The following is a 19,658-nucleotide window of genomic DNA, read 5'->3' as shown; positions in this document are numbered from 1 at the left end:
CGTTCAAAACTAGCCCATATGGGTCATAATTAAGTCACTTGCAGTAATTTGGACTGCAAGTGACTTGCGCATCCCGAATCCTGGATTATGCTTCTCTCCCAATAACATGGGCAAAGCCCAAGAACAGGGGAGGAGATTATGTCTCGAAACCTGCGGTTGTTGGCCTGCACCGGCGTGGTGCTCGGCCTGTCCAGCGTCTATTCCCTGCCAGCCAGCGGTGCACTCAGCCTGAGTTGCTCCCTGCCGTACACTCACGGCAAACCCGGCAAGGACTGTACCGGGAAACACACCATCGAGATCCAGGTCGCCGGCGGTTCGCCCCAGACCGAGGTCCAGGCCGAACTGCTCGCGCTGGACCCGAACGGGGTCATCCTCGGTGCCCTGCCGGTGGAGAATCACGATCCCGCCCACCTGCGCAGCCGCATCGACGAGGATGACTACTCCCTGCGCACCACCAACCGCGGTGTTCACGTTGTGGCTGCGCCCATACCGCTGCTCTCGGTGACAGCGGTGGACGGCGATGAAACCGTCCATGCCTATTGTTCGGATGTCCCCTATCTGCGCCTGTACCAGCCGACCGGCCAGGTCGCGACGGCCGGCGACACGGTCGATGTTGTGCTCGCGGCCACCGGCCTGGAGCCCGCGAGCCTGCAGGTCTTTGTCGATGGTGTGGAGATTGCCGCCGCGCTGGGCCTGACGCCGGCCACGGATTTCCCCGGCGGCCCCTACGCCGGCAACGTCAGCATCGGCGGCGAGAACGTGGAGATCACCGACCTCGTGGTCGACCTCGGTGATATCGAGGAACCGTCTTCCAACACAGTGTCTTTTACGCTTGAGGGCCTGCCTGCGGGTGGGCACGTCATCTTCGCCGATGGCGAGCGCCTGGCCAACCGCCCGACGCGGGGTCCGGTGAGCGATGCCTGCCACATCGACGACATGGAGGATGCCGGCCAGTTCGCGGTCTTCGGTGTCGACATCGAATCGCCCTTCGAGCAGCAGGTGGTCAACGCGGTGCCCACCCCGGTCTCCGGTGTGGTCAAGCACGGCCTGCCGATTGCCGCGACCAAGATCAACGGTGCGGCGCTGGATGTCTCTGGCCAGAGCTTTGTCGCCGGCGACGGCAAGTTCACCGCCGACCAGTACGAGTATCACTTCGACGAAGCGATTCCGCAGACCGACCTGCGCGCCGACCTCGATGCGGGCAGCGCCCCCCTGGGCAGCTTCGACCGCGGCTCCAACCGCCTCACCGTCGACGCCCTGGACACCTATGGTAATCGCGCCTTCGACGAATTGTTCTTCGCCGTGGGTGGCGTGCAGTCGCCGACCGCGCCGCTGGAGACGCTGGCCGCCAATGCGCTGGGCTTCAATGTCGAACGCTCGGTCTCGCCGCTGTTGATGGTGGCGCTGGACGAGGCGGAGGAGGCGATCCAGAACTCCTTCGTCGTCGGCCTGACCGAGGATGGCATCCAGGCGCTGATGGACCAGAAGTGCCCGGACGCGGGGCAGGCCTTCAAGGAGAGTGTGCAGTCGAAAATTGCCGAGATAGCGCCGATCAGCAAGAAAATCAGCGGCGGCTGTTCCTGCAGCCCCAACGTGGAAATTGGTATCACCGGCTCGAGCATCGACGCCAACGCCATCAGCTGTCCGGTCACCTTCCAGGACGGCAAGATCGCGGTGAGCATCGATCTGCCCGACGTGACCGTGTACGGTTCCGCCTACGGCCACTGCAAGGACACCGTCGCCGGTGTGTGCGTGGCCGAGACCACGGTCGACATCACCTCGACCACCACTATCAGCGACCTCAGCCTGAGCTTCAATATCACCGAAGGCCAGTTCCTCGGCGACCCGCCGGAGGAACCCGTGTTCGTCACCGGCACCAGTTCGGTCAGCACTTCAGGCGGCAGCGATGTCGATTGCCTGGCCGAGGTGTGCAACTGGGCGATCGAGGGCATCGTGACCATCTTTACCTTCGGCACTGTCGATCTCGACCTCACACCGGCCATCGACGTGTCCCAGGTCACCGAGTTCAACCAGGCGATCGGCGCCTCGGAACCCGATCCCATCGACCTGGGGGACATCAAGATCGACGAGGAAGAGGTGGAGGAGTTCGGCCAGGCATCGCTGGGTGGCGCACTGGAATCCGTGGAGATCACACCCCAGGGCTTCCTGGCGACGCTGTCCGGCAATTTCGAGACCCTGGCTGTCGACACGGACGTGCAGCCCACGCCGGGCGCGGTCGTCGATGTGGCGCCGGCCCCGACCATGCAGATTCCCAACGCCGGCGATGCCACCGTGCTGCTCTCCGACGAGGTCATCAACCAGTTGTTTTCCAGCATGGCGGAGTCCGGCGGCCTGAAGACTGCCTGCCAGTACACCGACAAGTCGGTTGACGATGTGCTGCCGACAGATTGCGACGCCCTCGATGGTGCCGCGGCCAGCGGCATGTGCCACGCGATTCGTGGCACCGATTGTGAAACGCTGGCCGGGGATGGTATTACGGGTACCGCGATCAAGCAGGGCGTCTGTCACGGCGCCAGCGGCGATACCTGCTCCGGCATTGCCGGTTCCGACCTCGAGCGCAATACCTGCAGCGGTACGCCGCCGACCACGCTGGCTGCCTACAACCAGGTACTGTTTTGCTCTCGCCAGGACAACCCGCCGCGTTTCCTGATCCAGGACGACGCCGGGACGCCCGCCACGGTAGAGACTGCGGTGCGCCTGAGCGACCTCTCGGTGGCTATCGTCGTCGATCGCGACAACGACGGTTTCGCCGAGCTCAACGACACGCCGGATTGTTTCGGTAGCGATGCTTCGGTGAGCGGCGACTGTGCGCTGTACAACACCTGTCTCGATCTCAACCTGGTCACCACCAGCAGCATCGCCACGGAAAACCTGGACTGCCCGGCCGGTGTGCCCGGCTTCGTCACCGATGTGGTCGACTTCCAGATCCTCAATCGCCAGGAGGGCGTGGTGTGCGGGGCTGCCCAGGAGACCGTCGACGGGCAACTGGTGGGAACCAGCAATGACGACGACACGGTCGACCTGATTGGCGAGAACGTGGATACCTACGCGCCGCCCCTGTGTGTCGAGGGGCTGGACCTGGGTGGCTTCGTCACCCTGCAGAACCCGAAGATCATCGCCGTGGAAACCGATGGCGATGCCGACTTCCAGGAGTACATCGGTATTACCGGCGAGGTCGCCGCACCCTGATAAACCGCGATGAAGTGCGCATGGCGGTGGCCCTGGCCACCGCCTTTTTTACAGTCCCCGCCCCGACACCAGCCCCGTCATTGCTATCGAAAGGCAACGTGGACGGCTTTTTGATATAGCGAACGGAAATCCGCCCGCGCCCTACTAAGAGCGAATCAGTCTTGCGCTCATTGCATGGGCCGTCTTAACTAAGCCCGTAACGCCGGTCGAGACAACAAGCGACCGCGCACTATGCATCGGCCCAGCGAACCGGGCGGATGTTTCTCTTCAGCCTTTTCCCGATTCTGGCGCGTCCGCTGGGGTGCGCGTCAACAGGGTTGGTATGGGCTGTCAAACCCGGATGAAGACTGACAGGGAGGTGGGTCTGATGCGGCAGTGGTTTGCGCAAAATTTGGTGTTCCCCGCAGCGGTACTGTGTTTGGTGGCGTTGCTCGCGTTGTTGCCCGCGGTGTCGCGGGCGCAGGCAGATTTTACGGCCTGGGGGACCTTGAAGGCGAACTTCGAGAGCCAACTCCTCGGCGGTGGCTCGCGCTACTCCCTGCAGGAGGGTGAGTGGATCGCGGTGGATTTCGCGGAGTGTTTCATCCAGCAGTCCTTCTGCTATGGCAACAATCCGCTGACCACCTATTCCTATGCCAGCTTCCCGTGGCGCTTCCCGGAATCATTTCGCTACGCCAGCACTTTCATCGACAGTTTCATGCTGGGCGATGACGAGGCGGTCGTGGTGCTGATGCAGACGCCGCCCGAGATGGCCTACCTGGGTGTCACGCCCTACGTCCACAATCGCCGCAACCCGGTCACCCAGGGGCGGGGGTTGGTTGCCGCTTCCTATTCGGACACGGTGAACCACCTGCGTATGGGCGCCTTTCTCGCCGATCCCAATGAGCCTGTGGACCCGAATGACGCACTGGACCCTAACGATCCGCTGGACCCGAACGCCCCTGGCACCGGCTCCGGCTACGGTGTCGCCGCGCTTGCGCCTGCGACACCGTCTCCGGCCCAATTGTCCGGCGCGGCCGCGGGCAGCTTTCCCTTCGACCGCCTGACCGCGTTCATCATGACCGGCAATCGGGAAGTAGCCGATACCCTGACGGCCGTGCTCGACGCCAGCGGCCTGCCCGCCTCGGCGGTCAACGTCCTGCCGATCCCGGTCGGCGCCCCCGAGTTGCCCCTGTTTACCGGTTATCGCTTTGAGTCGGACGAGTTCTCGCTCATCGGTCGGTTCACCTTTCCCGATGATCCAGTCGCCCAGCAGAACTGGAATGCAGCGAAACCGGTGGCGGTCTACCGTATTGGAGATGATGCTGCTGCGAGCGCGACCTACCCCCTGGAAAACTATGCACCGCGCCAGACCGGCGTCAGCGAATACGTGCTGCTGCCGGGGATCGAGCAACGTCTGGACGACCTGGTGAGCGCACTACGCCTGCGTCATCCGGAAGCGACTGCCAACGTGTTCTACGACGGCAAGGTCGGGGCAGGGCGTGGCTGGGACTGTATCGCCGGGTACCTGCGTTGCGCCTTCGATAACCAGGACGCGCTGTACATCCAGCAAATCACCGACCCGGAATTCCTGCGCCTGCGTTCCGACCCTGGCAATTTCTGGTACGTCGTCGGGGTTAACCATCGGCGCACCGGCAAGGCCCGCTATACCAATCACTCGGTCTACTACCGGCGCCTCGCCGGGGGCGTCAGCAGCATCGACGACAGCACTGCCGCGGGCAGCGCGGCCTACTATGCCGAGGCGTACTCGGCGGGGCTGGCCATCGGGGATTTCGAGGATTTCTACGTGTTTCGCATCGCCCGGGATTGCGACGTGGACGAGCTGGCACTGGGCTATTGCATGGAAGTGCCTTACCCGACAGGCCAGGACCCTATTGGCGTCGATGACAACGACAGCCTGTACTTGGTTTCCCGTTCTTACCTCGAGGAAATTTCGGGAGTCGGGCCGGATATCAGCGAAGTGGTGCCACCGGTGGTCATGGTTTATCGCTAGTCGCGACCCGGCCCGGTGGCCAGCTCTGCACTCCCTCTCAACATGGATGTTAAAAGGAACCGTCCCTATGTATAACTTTCGCCTACGACACTCGACCGGGCCGCTCCATTCACTGTGCCCGATCGTGCTGGCGCTGCTGCTGTGCCTGCCGATACCTGCAACCGCGCAATATGCAGCGTGGGAAGACCTGCGCCAGGCTTTCGAAGCTGCGCTTGAGCAGGCGCCGGTGTCTGACTGGGAAAGCGGCAGCTGGGACCCCGGTGACATCGAGGAGTGCTTCGAGGACCAGTCTTTCTGTTTCGGCAATAACCCGCTGACGGTCTACTCCTATGCCGAATTCCGGCCGCGTTTTCCGGAGCTGCGGCGCTACGCCGGTGGTTTCATGCTGGGAGAGGACGAGGGGGTGGTGGTGCTGCTGCAGACGCCGCCTGAAATGCAGTACATGGGCTTCACGCCCTATGTGCACAACCGCCGGCTGCCCGACGCGCCATTCTGGTCGACGCGGCGTCCGCTGGTCACCGCGTCCTTTGGCGACAGCCTGAACCAGCTGCGCTTCAACGCTCATCCCGGTCCGGGGGAGGTGCCCGGTTCGGCCTATCCCTTCGAACGACTCTCTGCACTGGTGATGACCGCCAACCAGAGTGTCGCTACCGGCCTGGTCGAGCTGCTTGAGGCCAGCGGCCTGCCGGCCTCCGCGACCAATATCCTGTCCGTGCCGGTCGGTGATGCCACCTTGCCGTTGTACGCCGGGTATTCGCGCGACGCTGACGAATTCGCGTTGCTGGGGCGCTTCTCCCTGCCAGCCGACCCGCAGGCGGTCGAGGACTGGTATGCCGCCAGCCCGGTCGCCGTGTACCGGGTGGCGCTCGACACAGGGGGATTCACCCCGTATCCCTTGCAGCCCTACGCGAGCCGTATCACCGGCCGCAGCGAGTACGAGCTGCTGCCCGGTGTCGAGGCGCGACTGGCCAACCTGGCCACCGCATTGCGCCGCCGCCACGCGCCCTCGGCACCGCGGACGTTCGCAACCGGTACCGGTTATGCCGGGGAGGGCTGGGACTGCCTGAGGGACTACCTGCCCTGTGCCTACGACAACCAGGACGCGCTGTACTATCGCTTCAATACGTTTCCCACAATACTCAATATGACCTCCGACGCTGGCAATTTCTGGTATATCGCCGGTGTGAACCACCAGCGCACCGGCAAGGCGCTGTACACCAATCACGCGGTGTACTTTGTACAGATTGCCGGGGGGGTCAGCAGCATCGATGACAGCGACAGCATAGGCAGTGCAGCGTTTTATGCGCAGGCCTTCGCCGGTGGCCTGGAGATCGGCGACTTCGACGATTTCTATGTGTTTCGCATCGCGCGCGACTGTGCCATCGACGAGTTGGAGGCGGGCTTCTGTATCGAGGTGCCGTACCCGTCGCAGGGCCAGCCTATCGGCGTGGAGGATGACGACGATATCTATCCCGTCATCCGCTTCTATGTGGATTCGCAGTCAGGCGTCGGCCCGGCGCTCTCGGAAATCGTGCCGCCGGTGCTGCTGGTCTACGAGTAGGCCGGCGGCGCTCAGCGCGCCGCCAGTGCCTGTTCGATGGCGTTGCCCAGTTTGTCGACCAGTTCGTCCACCTGGGCGCGGGTAATGACCAGCGGCGGGCAGACCGCCAGCGCATTGCCGGCGACGTTGCGCACGATCAGCCCATTGTCCTGGGCCGCCTGGGTGGCGCGTTTGGCAAGGTCGCTGGCCGGCGTCTTGCTGGCGCGGTCCTCGACCAGTTCCACTGCGCCGATCAGGCCGCGCCCGCGCACCTCGCCTACCTGTTCGATCGCCGTCAGTTCCTGCAGGCGGGCCTCCAGGTAGTCGCCGACCTCTGCCGCGTGCGAGTAGAGGCCATCGCGCTCGTAGATCTCCAGGGTTTTCAGGGCGGCGGCACAGGCCACCGGGTGTCCGGAGTAGGTATAGCCGTGGCCGAAGATGCCGACCTCGGCACTGGCGGCGACCATCGGTTCGTAGAGCTCGCCGCTGATCACGGCGGCGCTGATCGGGTAGTAGGCGGATGACAGCTGCTTGGCGAAGGTCATCATTGCGGGTTGCTTGATCTGCATGCTGTCGCAGCCGAAGACGTCGCCGGTGCGGCCGAAACCGGTAATCACCTCGTCGGCCCAGAACAGGATGCCGTACTTGTCGAGAATTGCCTGTACCGCCGGGTAGTAGCCCGCGGGCGGCACGATGACGCCGCTGGCCCCGGTGATCGGCTCGGCGATGAACGCGGCAATGGTCTCGGGCCCTTCGGCGAGAATGAGTTGTTCGAGGTTGCCGGTAATGCGGGCGACGAAGTCTGCCTCTGATTCACCCGGCAGCGCGCCGCGGTAGTAGTGGGGGTGGTCGGTACGCAGGATGCCCAGCGCCTCGATCGGCGCCTGGAAATGCGCGAGGTTGGCCGGCAGGCTGGTGAGCGCACCCGCCGCGACGGTCACCCCGTGGTAGGCGCGCTCGCGAGTGATAATCTTGTAGCGCCCGGTGTTACCAGTGATGTCCGCGTGGTAGCGCAGCAGTTTGATATGCGTGTCGTTGGCGTCCGAGCCGGAGTTGCCGAAGAACACCATGGCGTCCTTCACCGGCACCATCGCCGCGAGCTTGTCGGCGAGGTCGATCACCGGCTGGTGGGTCTTGCCGCCAAAGGTGTGGCTGAACGACAGCGTCTGCAGTTGTTGCTCGATGGTCTCGATCAGCTCCTGGTTGCCATACCCCAGGCCGGTGCACCACAGCCCTGCCATACCCTCGAGATACTGTTTGCCCTGCTGGTCGTAGACGTACACGCCTTCGCCGCGGGCGAAACTCAGCTGTTCGGTGGCAGCGAGATTGGTGGTCGGGTAGATGACGGCGGACATTGGGCTTCTCCTCGTCGCAGGGGCCGGGGCTATGGTTGAGGCCGCCATCTTGCAACGCAACGCGACACCAGGGGATACCCCGCCGGGGGTGGACGCGCGTTGCCGTTCAGGGCGGGCGGTTATCTGGATGGTAGCTTGACCTTCCAGCGACGGGAAGGTTTAGATTGGTCAGTAGATGACCGGGAGCCCGCGATGAATATTTCCGAAGCGGCCCGCCGCAGCGGGCTGAGCAGCAAGACCATCCGTTATTACGAGGATATCGGCCTGATCGCGCCCGCACGCCGCGCGGACAACGGCTATCGGCAATACGACCCGTCCCAACTCGACGAGATGTGTTTCCTGGCCCGCGCGCGCAACGTCGGTTTCGACCTGGAAGAATGCCGGCAGCTGCTGGCCCTGCAGCGCGACAGCGGTCGCGAGAGTCGCCACGCGCGCCAACTGGTGCTGGAAAAGAGCGCCAAGTTGCAGCAACGCATCGATGAACTGGTGGCGATGCGTGAGACGCTGGAGACCATGGCCAGGCGCTGCCGGGGCGACGAGGGCCCGGAGTGCGCGATCCTCGACGACCTCGCCTGTGGTAAAGGAGGTAGCCGATGAATAGTACCGACGACAACACCACACCGGGTTCCGGTTGTTGTGGAGAGAAGCCCCCCGCGGAGGATGCCGGCACCTGCTGCGCATCGTCCAGCGGCGCGCCGACTGCCCAAGAAGCGGAGGCTGGCGCTTGTCATGAAACGAAGTCACAGGAGCAGCGTCACGGGGCGCCGGCTGCCGCTTGTTGCGCGCCGGCGCCGGCCAGTGGCGCCAGCTGTCACACCGAAGAATCCGGCGATGGCTGTTGCGGTCCGACCCAGCGGCGGGACTACCTGCTCTGGGGCAGCGCCGCAGTCGTCGGCATCGGCTACCTGCTCGGCGCGTTCATGCCGCACGCCCACGACAATGCGCTTGGCGTGTTCGCCGGCGGTATTTTCGAGCTGTTCAATCGCATGTGGTGGGGCCTGCTCATCGGCATTTTCTTTGTCGGTCTGCTCGGCCGCGTGCCGCGCGAACTGGTGATCGGCCTGCTCGGTCGCAAGGCCGGCACCGGCGGCCTGTTGCGCGCGACCCTCGCCGGCGTGTTCCTCGACCTGTGCAGTCACGGCATCCTCGCAGTCGGCATGAAGCTGTATGAGCGCGGCGCCAGTGCGGGGCAGGTCATGGCGTTCCTCCTGGCCAGCCCGTGGAACTCGTTCTCGCTCACACTGATCCTGTTCGGCCTGATCGGCATGGGCTGGACGTTCACCTTCATCGTGCTTTCCGCGGTCATCGGCGTGGTCACCGGCCTGGTGTTCGACGCCCTCGTGGCGCGCGGTACGCTGCCGCCGAACCCGGCGCGCGAGCAACTTGGTGCGGAGCGCCCGCTGGGCGAGGTCTGGTCCGAGGTGCGCGGCGCGGCGCGCTTTTCGCCCTCGGGCGCGTGGGACATTTTCCGCGAGGGCATTGCCGGTTCGCGCCCGGTTATCCGCTGGTCGCTGTTCGGCCTGGCCCTGGCCGGCGCGATTCGTGCGCTGGTGCCGATGGACGACTTCGCCACCTGGTTCGGTGCGAGCTTCGCCGGCCTGTGGCTGACGCTGCTGGCGACCACCATTATCGAAGTGTGCTCGGAGGGTTCGACGCCGATCGCCGCGGACCTGATGAACCGCGCGCAGGCGCCGGGCAATGCGTTCACCTTCCTGATGGCGGGGGTGGCTACCGACTACACCGAGGTCATGACCCTGCGCGAGACTACCCATTCCTGGAAGATCGCGCTGTTCCTGCCGCTGGTAACGGTGCCGCAGGTCATGCTGGTCGGTTTCATCCTCAACCAGTTCTCGCCCGGCTGAGCCGTGTTTGCCCCGGCGGCGAGCCTAGAACTCCGCCGGGCAGTCCCCGCGCAGCCACTCGCCGGTCGCCGGATGCACGAACTCCAGGCGCGTGGCATGTAGCAATAAACGGTCGGCCATGGCCAGGGCTTCGGGGTGGGCGTACATATCGCAGCCGAGGATGGGGTGGCCCAACTCGCGCAGGTGGATGCGCAACTGGTGCGAACGGCCGGTGACCGGTTGCAGCAGCACGCGGGTGCGATCGCCGAGCCGCTCCATCACCTGATAGCGGGTGAGGGCGTGCTTGCCGCGCTCGTGGTCGATCATCTGCAACGGGCGATTGTCCCAGTCGCAGCGGATCGGCAGTTCGATTTCCCCCGCGTCGTTCTCCACTTCACCCCAGACAATGGCCTCGTAGCGCTTGCGCACCTCGCGCGCCTGGAACTGTCTGCTGATGTGGGCGTGGGTGGGCTTGTCCAGTGGCACCACCATGATGCCCGAGGTATCGAGGTCGAGCCGGTGGACGATGCTGGCGCTGGGGTAGTCGCGCTGCAGGCGCGAGATCAGGCAGTCGCGGTTGAGCGGGTGGCGCCCAGGGATCGACAGCAACAGGTGCGGCTTGCGCACCAGCAACAGGTGCTGGTCGGCATACAGGATGCGAATGGCTTCCTGGCTGTGCGGGACGAGATAGGGTGGCGCTTCCGACATGCGGCGCATTGTAGCGCAAGGCCGGGGCGCCGCGCGCTGGCCCGGTGTACTTCCAGGCTCTAGAATCGGTCGCGACCAGGCAAACTACCGATAGCTGCGTAATGACGACTTTCGAGATATCCGGAGCAGACCCACAACTGCGCGCCCAGTTGGCCCGGCAACTCGCCGCGATCATCCCCGGCGCGACCCTGCGCGAACAGGTCCTGCCGCAATGCGGCGACCTGCGCCTGCTGTTGCTCGAAGACTACCCGCGCGATGTACTGGACGCCGAGGCCAGCCAGCGGGTTATGGACAACCCCCTGTACTGGGTGCTGTGCTGGGCCTCGGGCCAGGTGCTGGCCGAATACCTGCTGGACAATCCCGACACGGTGCGCGGCCGGCGCGTGCTGGATTTCGGCTGCGGCTCCGGCGTTGTCGCGATTGCCGCGGCGCTGGTCGGCGCGCGCGAAGTGATCGCCTGCGACATCGACCCCCTGGCTCTGCAGGCAACTGCGTACAACGCCGCGTTGAATGCGGTGGACCTGACGCTCGCCGCGGACTTCGAGGCTGTGGATGGTGACCTGGACCTGATCCTGGTCGCCGACGTGCTGTACGACCGCGAGAACCTGCCCTGGCTGGAGCGCTTCACCGCGCGGGCAGGGCAGGTACTGGTGGCGGATTCGCGCATCCGCAATTTCGATCGACCGCCTTACCGGCGAATCGAACAGCGCGAAAGTTGTACCTTGCCGGACCTCGATGAATCGGCGGAGTTTCGCTTTGTGACTTTGTATCGCGCTGGCGGCTAGTCGGGAGCTTCGGTGCCTGGAGATGGGAATCGCCAGACGACTTCGTGGCAGCTGTTATTCACCCCATTGGTAGTGAGTTTCTGCAACTCGTATATTGTTCTATTGTTGTGTCTGTTACGTGTCTTTGGCACTAGTTACAGTGAGATAGCTGATAGTGAGACGTTACTTGGAGTTATTGATTGAGACGTTCGATGCATTTGCAAAGGTTGGGGCTGGCATAGTGGTTTTATTTGGCTGTCTTACTCTTTTCTTTCCCAAATCAGTTTTACCGTTGTTCGAAGCCTACATTGCAAGCAATAGAGGCCTTCAGGGTTTTGTCTACTATGAGATTAGTTCGGACAACGAAAAAACAAGCGATGCGCAGTTACTGTTACTAGGTCGAGATTCGTCAGAGCTAGGAGAGTTGGCCACAGTCGATACAATACGCTATGGCGACAAACTGATAGTTCACTCTAGGCAATGGATGCGAGCATTGCCCAATAAAGATGCAACCAAGCTGTACACCTTGGAACGGGGGGAATGCGTTATTGTGATTGGGGAGTCGACAATTCTAAAGACACAAGAAGCAATTTCTGGTGGATGGCTGAGCGTGGCAACTTCAAATTGCGGAATATTCAACTAACTCGTAACAAGTCAAGCCATGCGGAGGTCAAAGTCGCTGCGCGGATTCGCCGCCGGTACTTGAAGCGATATTGAGTAGAGGGACCTTGGACTATTCGGAGCGATTAGAGGAACTCGAAAAAAAGCTCGATGAAGCACTTGTCGTCTTCAAAGATCATGACGACAGGTTTGTTGAATCGGCTCAAGCACGCGCTGTCCTATTTGGAATTTTTGGAGTGGAATGGTGTGAGCGGCATATTTTCTCGGGTACCGTAGAAAGAATAATTAACAGAAAGGATGATGATGGTCGTTCTTTGTGGGCTGAGATTGTGATCTGCAATTTTGCAGATAGGTGCTACGAGCTCAGGGAGGTCAATGGGTTTGATGATTGGGTTGAAAGAGCAAAAACTAGAAACGATCTTGAAGCCATGCACACCGAAATCTGGGTTGCATCGGCGTTGCTTGACGAAGGATATAGCGTTGAGTTTATTAAAGAAACAGGCGAGAAGGGCGAGGACTACGATATAGAGGTGATCGTTAATGGAGTTCCCATATGTGTCGAATCAAAAGCGATTGTTTCACATGATGATTTCTCGGCACAACGGCTTCTAAATAAACTGAAAAAGGCGAGAAAGCAGCTTCCGAGCAATAGAAAAGGAGTCATATCTATTTCGCTCCCTGAAACCTGGATGTCAAATCCTGAATTAACTCTATCTGTAGATTCATTTCTTAAAGGCACAAAAAGGGTGGCGCGTGTTATCTTGCACTCAACTTACTCTCAACGTCTGGGAGAAGGAGCCATGGCCGGGTACCTGATCAAGCACGTAAAAAATGACACTATTTCGGACGCTATTGATGAGCCAGTTGAAAAGGATTTTTCTGAGGTGACAAGAGGTGTCGGGCAAGAGAGGAGTCTTTCATTTTGGAGAGAAAGAACATGATATGGCCAAGCAAGCAGAGACTCGGGAATGCTAGCACCTATCGGTCATGTGAACGAGACAGGCACATTCGCGGGCACCTGCTACCTTAGGCGCCTACATTCCACCGTTTACAGTGAGTTTCTTGTATGAAAGGTAAATGTCTTTGCGGAAAGATTGAAGTCGAGGCCCGGGATGCGGCGGAGGTGGGGCTTTGCCACTGCGCGATGTGTCGCCGCTGGTCGGGTGGTCCGATGTTTGCGGTGCACTGCGGGTCCGATGTCAGCTTCTCCGGTGGCGAGCCCGCTGCCTACCGGTCTTCCGACTGGGCGGAGCGCGGGTTTTGTCCCGAGTGCGGTACACACCTGTTCTATCATCTGCTCCCGGGTGACGACTACATTCTCCCGGCGGGCCTGTTCCAGGATGCCGCGTTTGAACTCACCGGTGAAATATTCATTGATGAAAAACCGGCCTTCTACGAGTTCAGCAACGAGACCCGGAAGTTGACCGGCCAGCAGGTATTTGAGCAGTTCGCCCCCTGCGATTAAGCCTGCACCTCATTGTAGGGCCTGAGCTGGACTCTCGATTCTGGGCCAGATGCCTGTGGCAGCGCCCGACCACGCCGGGCATCCTCCTTAATCCCTCGCGGGAATGTCGTGGGGCATGGCGCCTGTAAACCTAACCATATCGGACTTGGATTCGTGGAACGATTCAGTGTGCGCACAGCCGGCCCTGGTGAACTGGAAGCGCTCATAGCTATCGATGACGCATCGAGCAGCTTATATGCGCAGGCGGGTATCAGCATGAGCTTCGATCACGACCACCCGTTCGTGGTGGCTGAAGCCCAGCGCTGGGCCGCAGCTATTGAGCGGGGCGATGTCTACCTGGCGTGTGATCCCAAGGGCCAGCCGATTGGCTTCACCGCAGCCGGCATGGTTGATGACCAGCCTTACCTGGACCAACTCTCCGTGCTTCCCGCCTGCATGCGGCGAGGGGTGGGAGCCGGGCTTTTGCAGATGGTTATCGCGTGGAGCGCCGGTCGATCGCTCTGGCTCACCACTTACTCCTCGGTGCCGTGGAACAGGCCCTTCTACGAGCGGCACGGCTTCGTCATCGTTCCGGAACCAGACTGCGGACCCGAACTCCGGGAAATACTCGACAAACAGCGCGCGGCCCTTCCTGAACCTGACGATCGCATTGCCATGGTGCGCGCCGGATGACTGCTGTTTGCAGGAACAGGGCGCTGTGCGGGGCCCGGCGGCGCTGGACGGGATATACCGGTGAAAGACAGGCGTGATGGTGTAGTGGCAACTATACTCTCCGGCCATAGCTGCACAGGGAGACGCGCAGGCCATGACCCTCTCAATCCGATTTTTCGCGGTACCGCTTTTCACCTCCTGTCTGGCCGCATTTACCGCGCCATTACACGCCGCGCCGCTGCCGCAACCCACGCCGGCCTGGCAGTTTGAGGTCACGCCCTACGCCTGGGCGAAGAGTGTCGAAGGCGAAAGTGGCGGCGCCGATATCGACCTCGACTTCTGGGACGACCTCGCCGACATCCTCGATGCGGCGGCGATGGTCTCAGGCACTGCCCGGTACAACCGCTGGACCCTGTTTACCAGCTACGAGTTCAACCGGATCAAGGCGGGCGGACGCACTGCGGGTGAGTTCGACTACACCGTGCCGGAGGACGGCTCGACGATTCCGGTTGCGGCCGACGCGCGGGTGAAAATCGACCAGGAGCAGACCTACATCGATGTCGGTGGCGCCTACGACCTCGCCGTCTACCCGACCGCGCTTTGGCAGGTGGCCGCGGGCGTACGCTGGTTCGATATCGACCTCAAGCTGAAACTGCGCGACATCACGGTGATTACGCCGGATGAGACCTTCGAGTCGGAGGGGGCGTTTCGCCAGATCGGCGACGACTGGTACACGCCCTTCGTCGGCGGACGCCTGCTCGCCCAGGTCGGTGAGAAGTGGCGTTTGCGCATGCGCGGCGACTACGGCTACGCGGACAGTGACAACGGCTTCTGGCTACTGGAGGCCTTGCTCGACTACCGGGTGGCCGACTGGGGTGCAGTGGAGTTCGGTTACCGTCACCTGGATATCGACTACGCCAACGACAGCGCGAGTAAGCCCTACGATTACGATGTGGAAGAGAGCGGCCCGGTGCTGGGCTTCATCTTCCGTTTCTAGCTTCCGGCCTTGCGCTCCTGCTCCGCGTACCAGGCGATCGCATCGCGGACGGTTTCGCGCAGGGGGCGCGGTTCCCAGCCCAGTTCCCGGCTCGCCTTGCCGTGGTCCATCTCGCGGAATACGTTGGACAGGTAGACGGCGTCGGTTCGCAGCAGGAAGTCTTTCTTGCCCATCAGCTTCAGTACGCGCTCGGCCACCCAGGCCACCGCGTAGGCCAGCTTGATGGAGATACCCTTGGGTGGTTCCTGGCCGGTTTCTGCCGCGGCCATGGCGTAGAAGTCGCGGTTGCTGACGAATTCGTTGGCGATGATGTAGCGCTCGCCGATTCGCCCTTTTTCCTCGGCCAGCAGGCAGGCCTGCGCCGCGTCGCGGATATCCACCGTCGGGGCGCCGGTCTCTATATAGTGCTTTGACTTGCCGCGCGCCACGTCCCACAGCATCGCGCCGTGGGGTGTCGGCTGGTAGTCCTCGGGGCCGTAGGTATTGGCGATGCACAGGGCAACCCCCGGCAGGCCTTTTTCCCTGGCGTATTTCAGGAGTTGCAGCTCGGCTTCGCGCCGCGCCCGGATGTAGGCGGGTGCGCGGTCCAGCCAGTTGAAGGGGATATCCTCGGTCACCGGGCCATCGGGGTTGATGCCCAGGGTGCCCATGGTGCTGGTGAAGACGAAGCGCTCGACGCCCAGCTCCAGCGCCACGTCCATGGCGTTGACCAGCCCGTCGACGTTGTTGCGATACAGGATGCTGGTGTCGGTGAGCCAGAAGCGCGGGTCCAGCACGCTGTAGAACACGCTGCCACAACCGTCCATGGCCGCGCGGATGGTGTCAGGCTCGAGGACGTCGCCGTAGTGAATTTCCACCGGGAGGCCCTCGAGGGCCGCTATCTTGCTCGTCTTGCGCACCAGGACGCGCACCTGGCGGCCCTGTTCGGCGAGTTGGCGGGCGATATGACTGCCAACAAAACCGCTGGCGCCGGCGACCAGCACCGGCTTGTTCTTGTAGTCCTGCATGATTGATACCACGAATCAGTTCTGGGGGACGGCGCTTTTCCTTGACTGCATGAGCCAGGCCAGGGCGGGAAGCAACACCAGGGCGCCGAGCATATTCCAGAAGAACATGAATGTCAGCATCAGGCCCATATCGGCCTGGAACTTGATCGGTGAGTATATCCAGGTGCCGACGCCCACGGCCAGGGTCAGGCCGGTGTAGGCCACCGCTGTGCCGGTGGATTTCAGCGCCTCGAAGTAGGCCTCCTGCAGACCGTAGCCATCGGCCAGTTTCTGCTGCAGGGCGCTGTAAATATAGATGCCATAGTCCACGCCGATGCCCACGCCCAGCGCGATCACCGGCAGGGTGGCTACCTTGACCCCGATACCGAGGCCCGCCATCAGCGCCTGGCCGAGAATGGAGGTGAGCGCCAGGGGGATGATGATGCAGGCGGTGATGCGCAGGGAACGGAAATTGAGCAGGCACAGCGCGATGACCACGCCGTACACCCACAGCAGCATACGGTCCTGGGCCTGGGCGATGACGATGTTGGTCGCCGCCTCGACCCCGGCATTGCCGGCGGCCATGCGCAGGTCCACCGCCTCGGTGGGGTACTCCGCAGAGAAGCTCTCTACCGCGTTGACCACGCCGTCCAGGGTGTCCGCCCGGTGATCATCGAGGAACAGGATCACCGGCGCCATGGAGCAGTCCGTGTTGCGCAGGTTGCTCGGCGCGCGTGCCAGTGAGTTATTGAGAATATACTGGTTGCGGCTGACGTCGAACCACAGCGGGTTGCCCTCGTTCATGCCCATGATCACCAGCTTGGAAACGTCTACGAGGGAGAGTGCCGACTGTACGCCGGGCACGGTGCTCATGTAGCCCTCGAAGAAATTCACCGAGGAGATGAACGGGTAATTGCCGCACTGTTGCGGTTCGGTGTGGGCCATGACCACGAAGACGTCGGTGCTGGTGGAGTAGTGCGCCGCCAGGTAGGCATTGTCCTGGTTGTAGCGCGAATCCGGGCGCAGCTCCGGGGCGCCGGGGTCGAGGTCGCCGATTTTCTGGAACTGGCCGAAATACAGCCCGACCCCCAGCAGCACCAGTCCCACCACCAGAATGCTGCGCGCGGGCCCGGCGGTTGCCGCTCGGGACAGCCACTGCCAGTGACGGAAGTGGCTTTGGTCCTTGACCACCCGGTGAGCGAGGCAGCGGCGCGAAATACCGGTGGCCGAGAGCACCAGCGGCAGCAGTACCAGGTTGGTGAGGATGAGCACGGCGATACCGGTACTGGCGACCAGGGCGAGTTCCTGGATCACTGGGATGTCGATGACATACAGGGTGAGGAAGCCGACACCGTCGCTGAGCAGGGCGATGAAGCCGGGCTTGGACAGGCGGATGAAGGTCAGGCGTGCTGCCTCCCGCCGCGCCAGGCCGCTGAAGGTGGTGTGCGCGAAGTGATTGGTGATCTGTACCGAGTGACTGATGCCCACCGCGAACACCAGGAACGGCACCAGCATGGAGTAGGGGTCCAGGCCCTTGCCCATCAGGCGCAGCAGGCCCAACTGCCAGATCACCGCCACGGTGGAGCACAGCAGCGAGGCGAAGGTCAGGCGCCAGCAGTGGGAGTAGGCGAACAGGGTCAGGCCGGTGATGGTGAAAGCGATGAGGAAGAACAGGCCGACCAGGGTCGCGCCGTCGATCAGGTCGCCCACCAGCTTGGCGAAGCCGGTGATGTGGATGCTGATGTTCTCGCTCTGGTACTTGTCGCGTACCAGGCGTTCCAGGTCCGCGGACAACTGGTGGTAGTCCAGGCGCTCGCCGGTGGTCGGGTCGCGCTCCACCAGCGGGGCGACGATGATCGCGGACTGGAAGTCGTTGGCCACGATGCGCCCGATCTGGCCGGATTTCAGGGTGTTCTCGCGCAGTTGCTCGAGTGCACGGGCGCCGCCATCGTAACCGTCCGGAATCACCGTGCCGCCGACAAAGCCCTCCTCGGTGACCTCCTGCCAGCGCACGTTCGGCGTCCACAGGGATTGCAGCGCCGAGCGGTCCACGCCGTTGAGGTAGAAGACCTCGTCGGTGATCTGCTTGAGCAGCTCCTGGTACTCGGCGGTAAAGATGTCGCCCTCGCGCGTCTCGACGATGATGCGCACGACGTTGCCCAGCCCGGCGAGGTCCGCGCGGCTCTCCAGGTAGTTGGCGATGTACGGGTGAGAGACCGGGATCATCTTCTCGAAGCTGGCGTCCGGTTGCAGCTGGCTGGTCTGCCACAGGAAGAACACGGTGACCAGGGCGAACAGGGTCATCAGGCTGCGCCTGGCACGGAACAGCGCGCGCGACAGTGCCGGGCGCAGTTCGCCGTCGGCGTCGGTCAGCGGCAATTGCAGGTGATCATTCATTGCCGCTGCTCCCATTGCATGCTTACCACGCCGCGCATGCCGGCGATCAGGTAGTCGCCATCGCCGCCGGCAATGCCCTCGGAGAAGGTCGAGCGCGAGGGGTGATTGCGGGCGCTGAAGCTGCGTCCGCCGTCACTGCTGCGCAGGACCTGGCCGCCGGCGCCGAACAACACGATGTCGCCCCCGGGGAGGGCGGTGCCGCCATACAGCCCCTGTTCCACGCCGCTGTCGATGCGCGTCCAGGTCTCGCCGCGGTCCTCGCTGCGGAAGATGTGCCCGCGCAGGCCGAAGGTCAGCACCGCGTCGCCCTGGGTGAGAATGCCGAACAGGCTGCCCTCGTAGATCTGGTCCAGTTGTTCCCAGTGCGTGCCGCCATCGAGCGAGCGGTACAGCAGGCCGGCTTCGCCGCACAGGTAGAGAGTGTTGTCGGCGCCGCTGGCGATGGCGTAGTAGTGGTAGCGTGAGGGGTTTTCGATGCCGCCGATGCTGATCTGCCAGTGCTCGCCGCCATCGCTGGTGGTGTAGAGCATGCCGTAGGCGCCCACGGCGAAGCCGCGGTTGGTGTCGAGCATGAGGATATCGAGGAACGGATCCGCCGGCCCGGTCTCCACCGCCAGTTGCGCGTCCTCGACCAGGTAACCGGCGTCCTCCATGGCAATTTCCAGGTCCTGCCCGGCCTCGCTATCGGGGTCCGCTTCGTCCAGTGCCTGTTCCAGGGTGCCGACCTGTTCCTGCGCATATTGCAGCAGCTGCTGGTTGGCCTGGCGCCCGTCGAATTGCTGCAGCCAGTTGGCGCCGCCATCGCTGGAGTGCAGGATGGCGCCGCCGTGACCGACCGCCCAGCCGTTTTGCGCATCCGCGAAGCTGACCGCTGTCAGCGTGGCGCTGAGCGGCACGGCGGCCTGGCTCCAGTTCGCGCCGCTGTCGTCGCTGTAGGCGATAACGCCGCGTTCACCGACGGCCACCAGGCGCTCGCCGGCGCGGGTGAGGTCCATCAGCGCGACCCTGGCGGGCCGTGGCTGTGCGATCGCCGGGAGCGTGGCGAAGTCGATCTCGGCGGGCGCGGGGCCCGCCAACAGCAGGCCCGCCGCCACCAGCGGCGCCGCGGCAATCGGTTTCAGCATGGGCTG

General features: G+C 62.9%; 16 protein-coding genes. 11 read left to right on the top strand and 5 right to left on the bottom strand.

The annotated features are described in order from the left end of the window. Positions 1–138 precede the first annotated feature (138 nt). From E4634_RS00585 to E4634_RS00575, 3 genes are all read left to right on the top strand, one after another. A complete protein-coding gene (locus tag E4634_RS00585) occupies positions 139–3,210 on the top strand; it encodes a hypothetical protein (protein WP_135440658.1) in 3,072 nt (1,023 codons plus the stop codon). A 487-nt stretch (positions 3,211–3,697) separates the two neighbouring features. Beyond that, entirely contained in the window at positions 3,698–5,203 is a 1,506-nt protein-coding gene (locus E4634_RS00580) for a hypothetical protein (protein ID WP_135440657.1), read from the top strand. Positions 5,204–5,270: 67 nt separating this feature from the next. Further along, entirely contained in the window at positions 5,271–6,764 is a 1,494-nt protein-coding gene (locus E4634_RS00575; protein ID WP_135440656.1) for a hypothetical protein, read from the top strand. Positions 6,765–6,775: 11 nt separating this feature from the next. Here E4634_RS00575 and E4634_RS00570 read toward each other — a convergent pair whose 3' ends face one another. Then, a complete protein-coding gene (locus E4634_RS00570; protein WP_135440655.1) occupies positions 6,776–8,098 on the bottom strand; it encodes an aminotransferase in 1,323 nt (440 codons plus the stop codon). 192 nt (positions 8,099–8,290) lie between these two features. On the opposite strand from E4634_RS00570, the gene cueR reads away from it, so the two are divergent. Both cueR and E4634_RS00560 read left to right on the top strand, forming a co-directional pair. Beyond that, positions 8,291–8,695: a Cu(I)-responsive transcriptional regulator gene (gene cueR / locus E4634_RS00565; protein WP_135440654.1), complete on the top strand. Its 405-nt coding sequence runs from the start codon at positions 8,291–8,293 to the stop codon at positions 8,693–8,695. Beyond that, a complete protein-coding gene (locus tag E4634_RS00560; RefSeq protein ID WP_135440653.1) occupies positions 8,692–9,960 on the top strand; it encodes a permease in 1,269 nt (422 codons plus the stop codon). The genes cueR and E4634_RS00560 overlap by 4 nt, the downstream gene beginning before the upstream one ends. A 24-nt stretch (positions 9,961–9,984) precedes the next feature. Here the strand turns inward: E4634_RS00560 and E4634_RS00555 are convergent, their stop codons facing one another. After that, positions 9,985–10,647: a pseudouridine synthase gene (locus E4634_RS00555; protein ID WP_135440652.1), complete on the bottom strand. Its 663-nt coding sequence runs from the start codon at positions 10,645–10,647 to the stop codon at positions 9,985–9,987. Between the two features lie 101 nt (positions 10,648–10,748). On the opposite strand from E4634_RS00555, the gene E4634_RS00550 reads away from it, so the two are divergent. From E4634_RS00550 to E4634_RS00525, 6 genes are all read left to right on the top strand, one after another. Continuing rightward, on the top strand, positions 10,749–11,432 hold the full coding sequence (locus tag E4634_RS00550) for a class I SAM-dependent methyltransferase (RefSeq protein WP_135440651.1): 684 nt from the start codon (positions 10,749–10,751) through the stop codon (positions 11,430–11,432). Between the two features lie 166 nt (positions 11,433–11,598). After that, the gene (locus E4634_RS00545) at positions 11,599–12,054 is read left to right on the top strand and encodes a hypothetical protein (protein WP_135440650.1); all 456 of its coding nucleotides are present in this window, start codon (positions 11,599–11,601) and stop codon (positions 12,052–12,054) included. 85 nt (positions 12,055–12,139) lie between these two features. Next, positions 12,140–12,973, top strand: coding sequence for a hypothetical protein (locus tag E4634_RS00540; protein ID WP_135440649.1), 834 nt, complete (start codon positions 12,140–12,142; stop codon positions 12,971–12,973). Positions 12,974–13,098: 125 nt separating this feature from the next. Beyond that, entirely contained in the window at positions 13,099–13,497 is a 399-nt protein-coding gene (locus E4634_RS00535; RefSeq protein WP_135440648.1) for a GFA family protein, read from the top strand. A gap of 153 nt (positions 13,498–13,650) precedes the next feature. After that, positions 13,651–14,169 (top strand): GNAT family N-acetyltransferase, encoded by a 519-nt coding sequence (locus E4634_RS00530; protein ID WP_135440647.1) that lies wholly within the window; start codon positions 13,651–13,653, stop codon positions 14,167–14,169. 133 nt (positions 14,170–14,302) lie between these two features. After that, the gene (locus tag E4634_RS00525; protein ID WP_135440646.1) at positions 14,303–15,145 is read left to right on the top strand and encodes a hypothetical protein; all 843 of its coding nucleotides are present in this window, start codon (positions 14,303–14,305) and stop codon (positions 15,143–15,145) included. Here E4634_RS00525 and E4634_RS00520 read toward each other — a convergent pair. Genes E4634_RS00520 through E4634_RS00510 form a run of 3 tightly spaced genes read right to left on the bottom strand, consistent with a single transcriptional unit; the run spans position 15,142 to position 19,652 of the window. Further along, positions 15,142–16,152 (bottom strand): NAD-dependent epimerase/dehydratase family protein, encoded by a 1,011-nt coding sequence (locus E4634_RS00520; RefSeq protein ID WP_135440645.1) that lies wholly within the window; start codon positions 16,150–16,152, stop codon positions 15,142–15,144. The genes E4634_RS00525 and E4634_RS00520 overlap by 4 nt on opposite strands. 15 nt (positions 16,153–16,167) lie before the next feature. Continuing rightward, positions 16,168–18,528 (bottom strand): efflux RND transporter permease subunit, encoded by a 2,361-nt coding sequence (locus E4634_RS00515; RefSeq protein ID WP_135440644.1) that lies wholly within the window; start codon positions 18,526–18,528, stop codon positions 16,168–16,170. Beyond that, positions 18,525–19,652, bottom strand: a complete 1,128-nt coding sequence (locus tag E4634_RS00510) for a WD40/YVTN/BNR-like repeat-containing protein (protein ID WP_135440643.1) — start codon at positions 19,650–19,652, stop codon at positions 18,525–18,527. Before E4634_RS00510 ends, E4634_RS00515 begins: the two co-directional genes overlap by 4 nt. Positions 19,653–19,658 lie beyond the last annotated feature (6 nt).

Origin of the sequence: Mangrovimicrobium sediminis (assembly GCF_004745945.1) — a bacterium.
In the GTDB taxonomy this organism is placed as follows: domain Bacteria; phylum Pseudomonadota; class Gammaproteobacteria; order Pseudomonadales; family Halieaceae; genus Mangrovimicrobium; species Mangrovimicrobium sediminis.
This window is presented reverse-complemented; position numbering and strand designations above follow the sequence as displayed.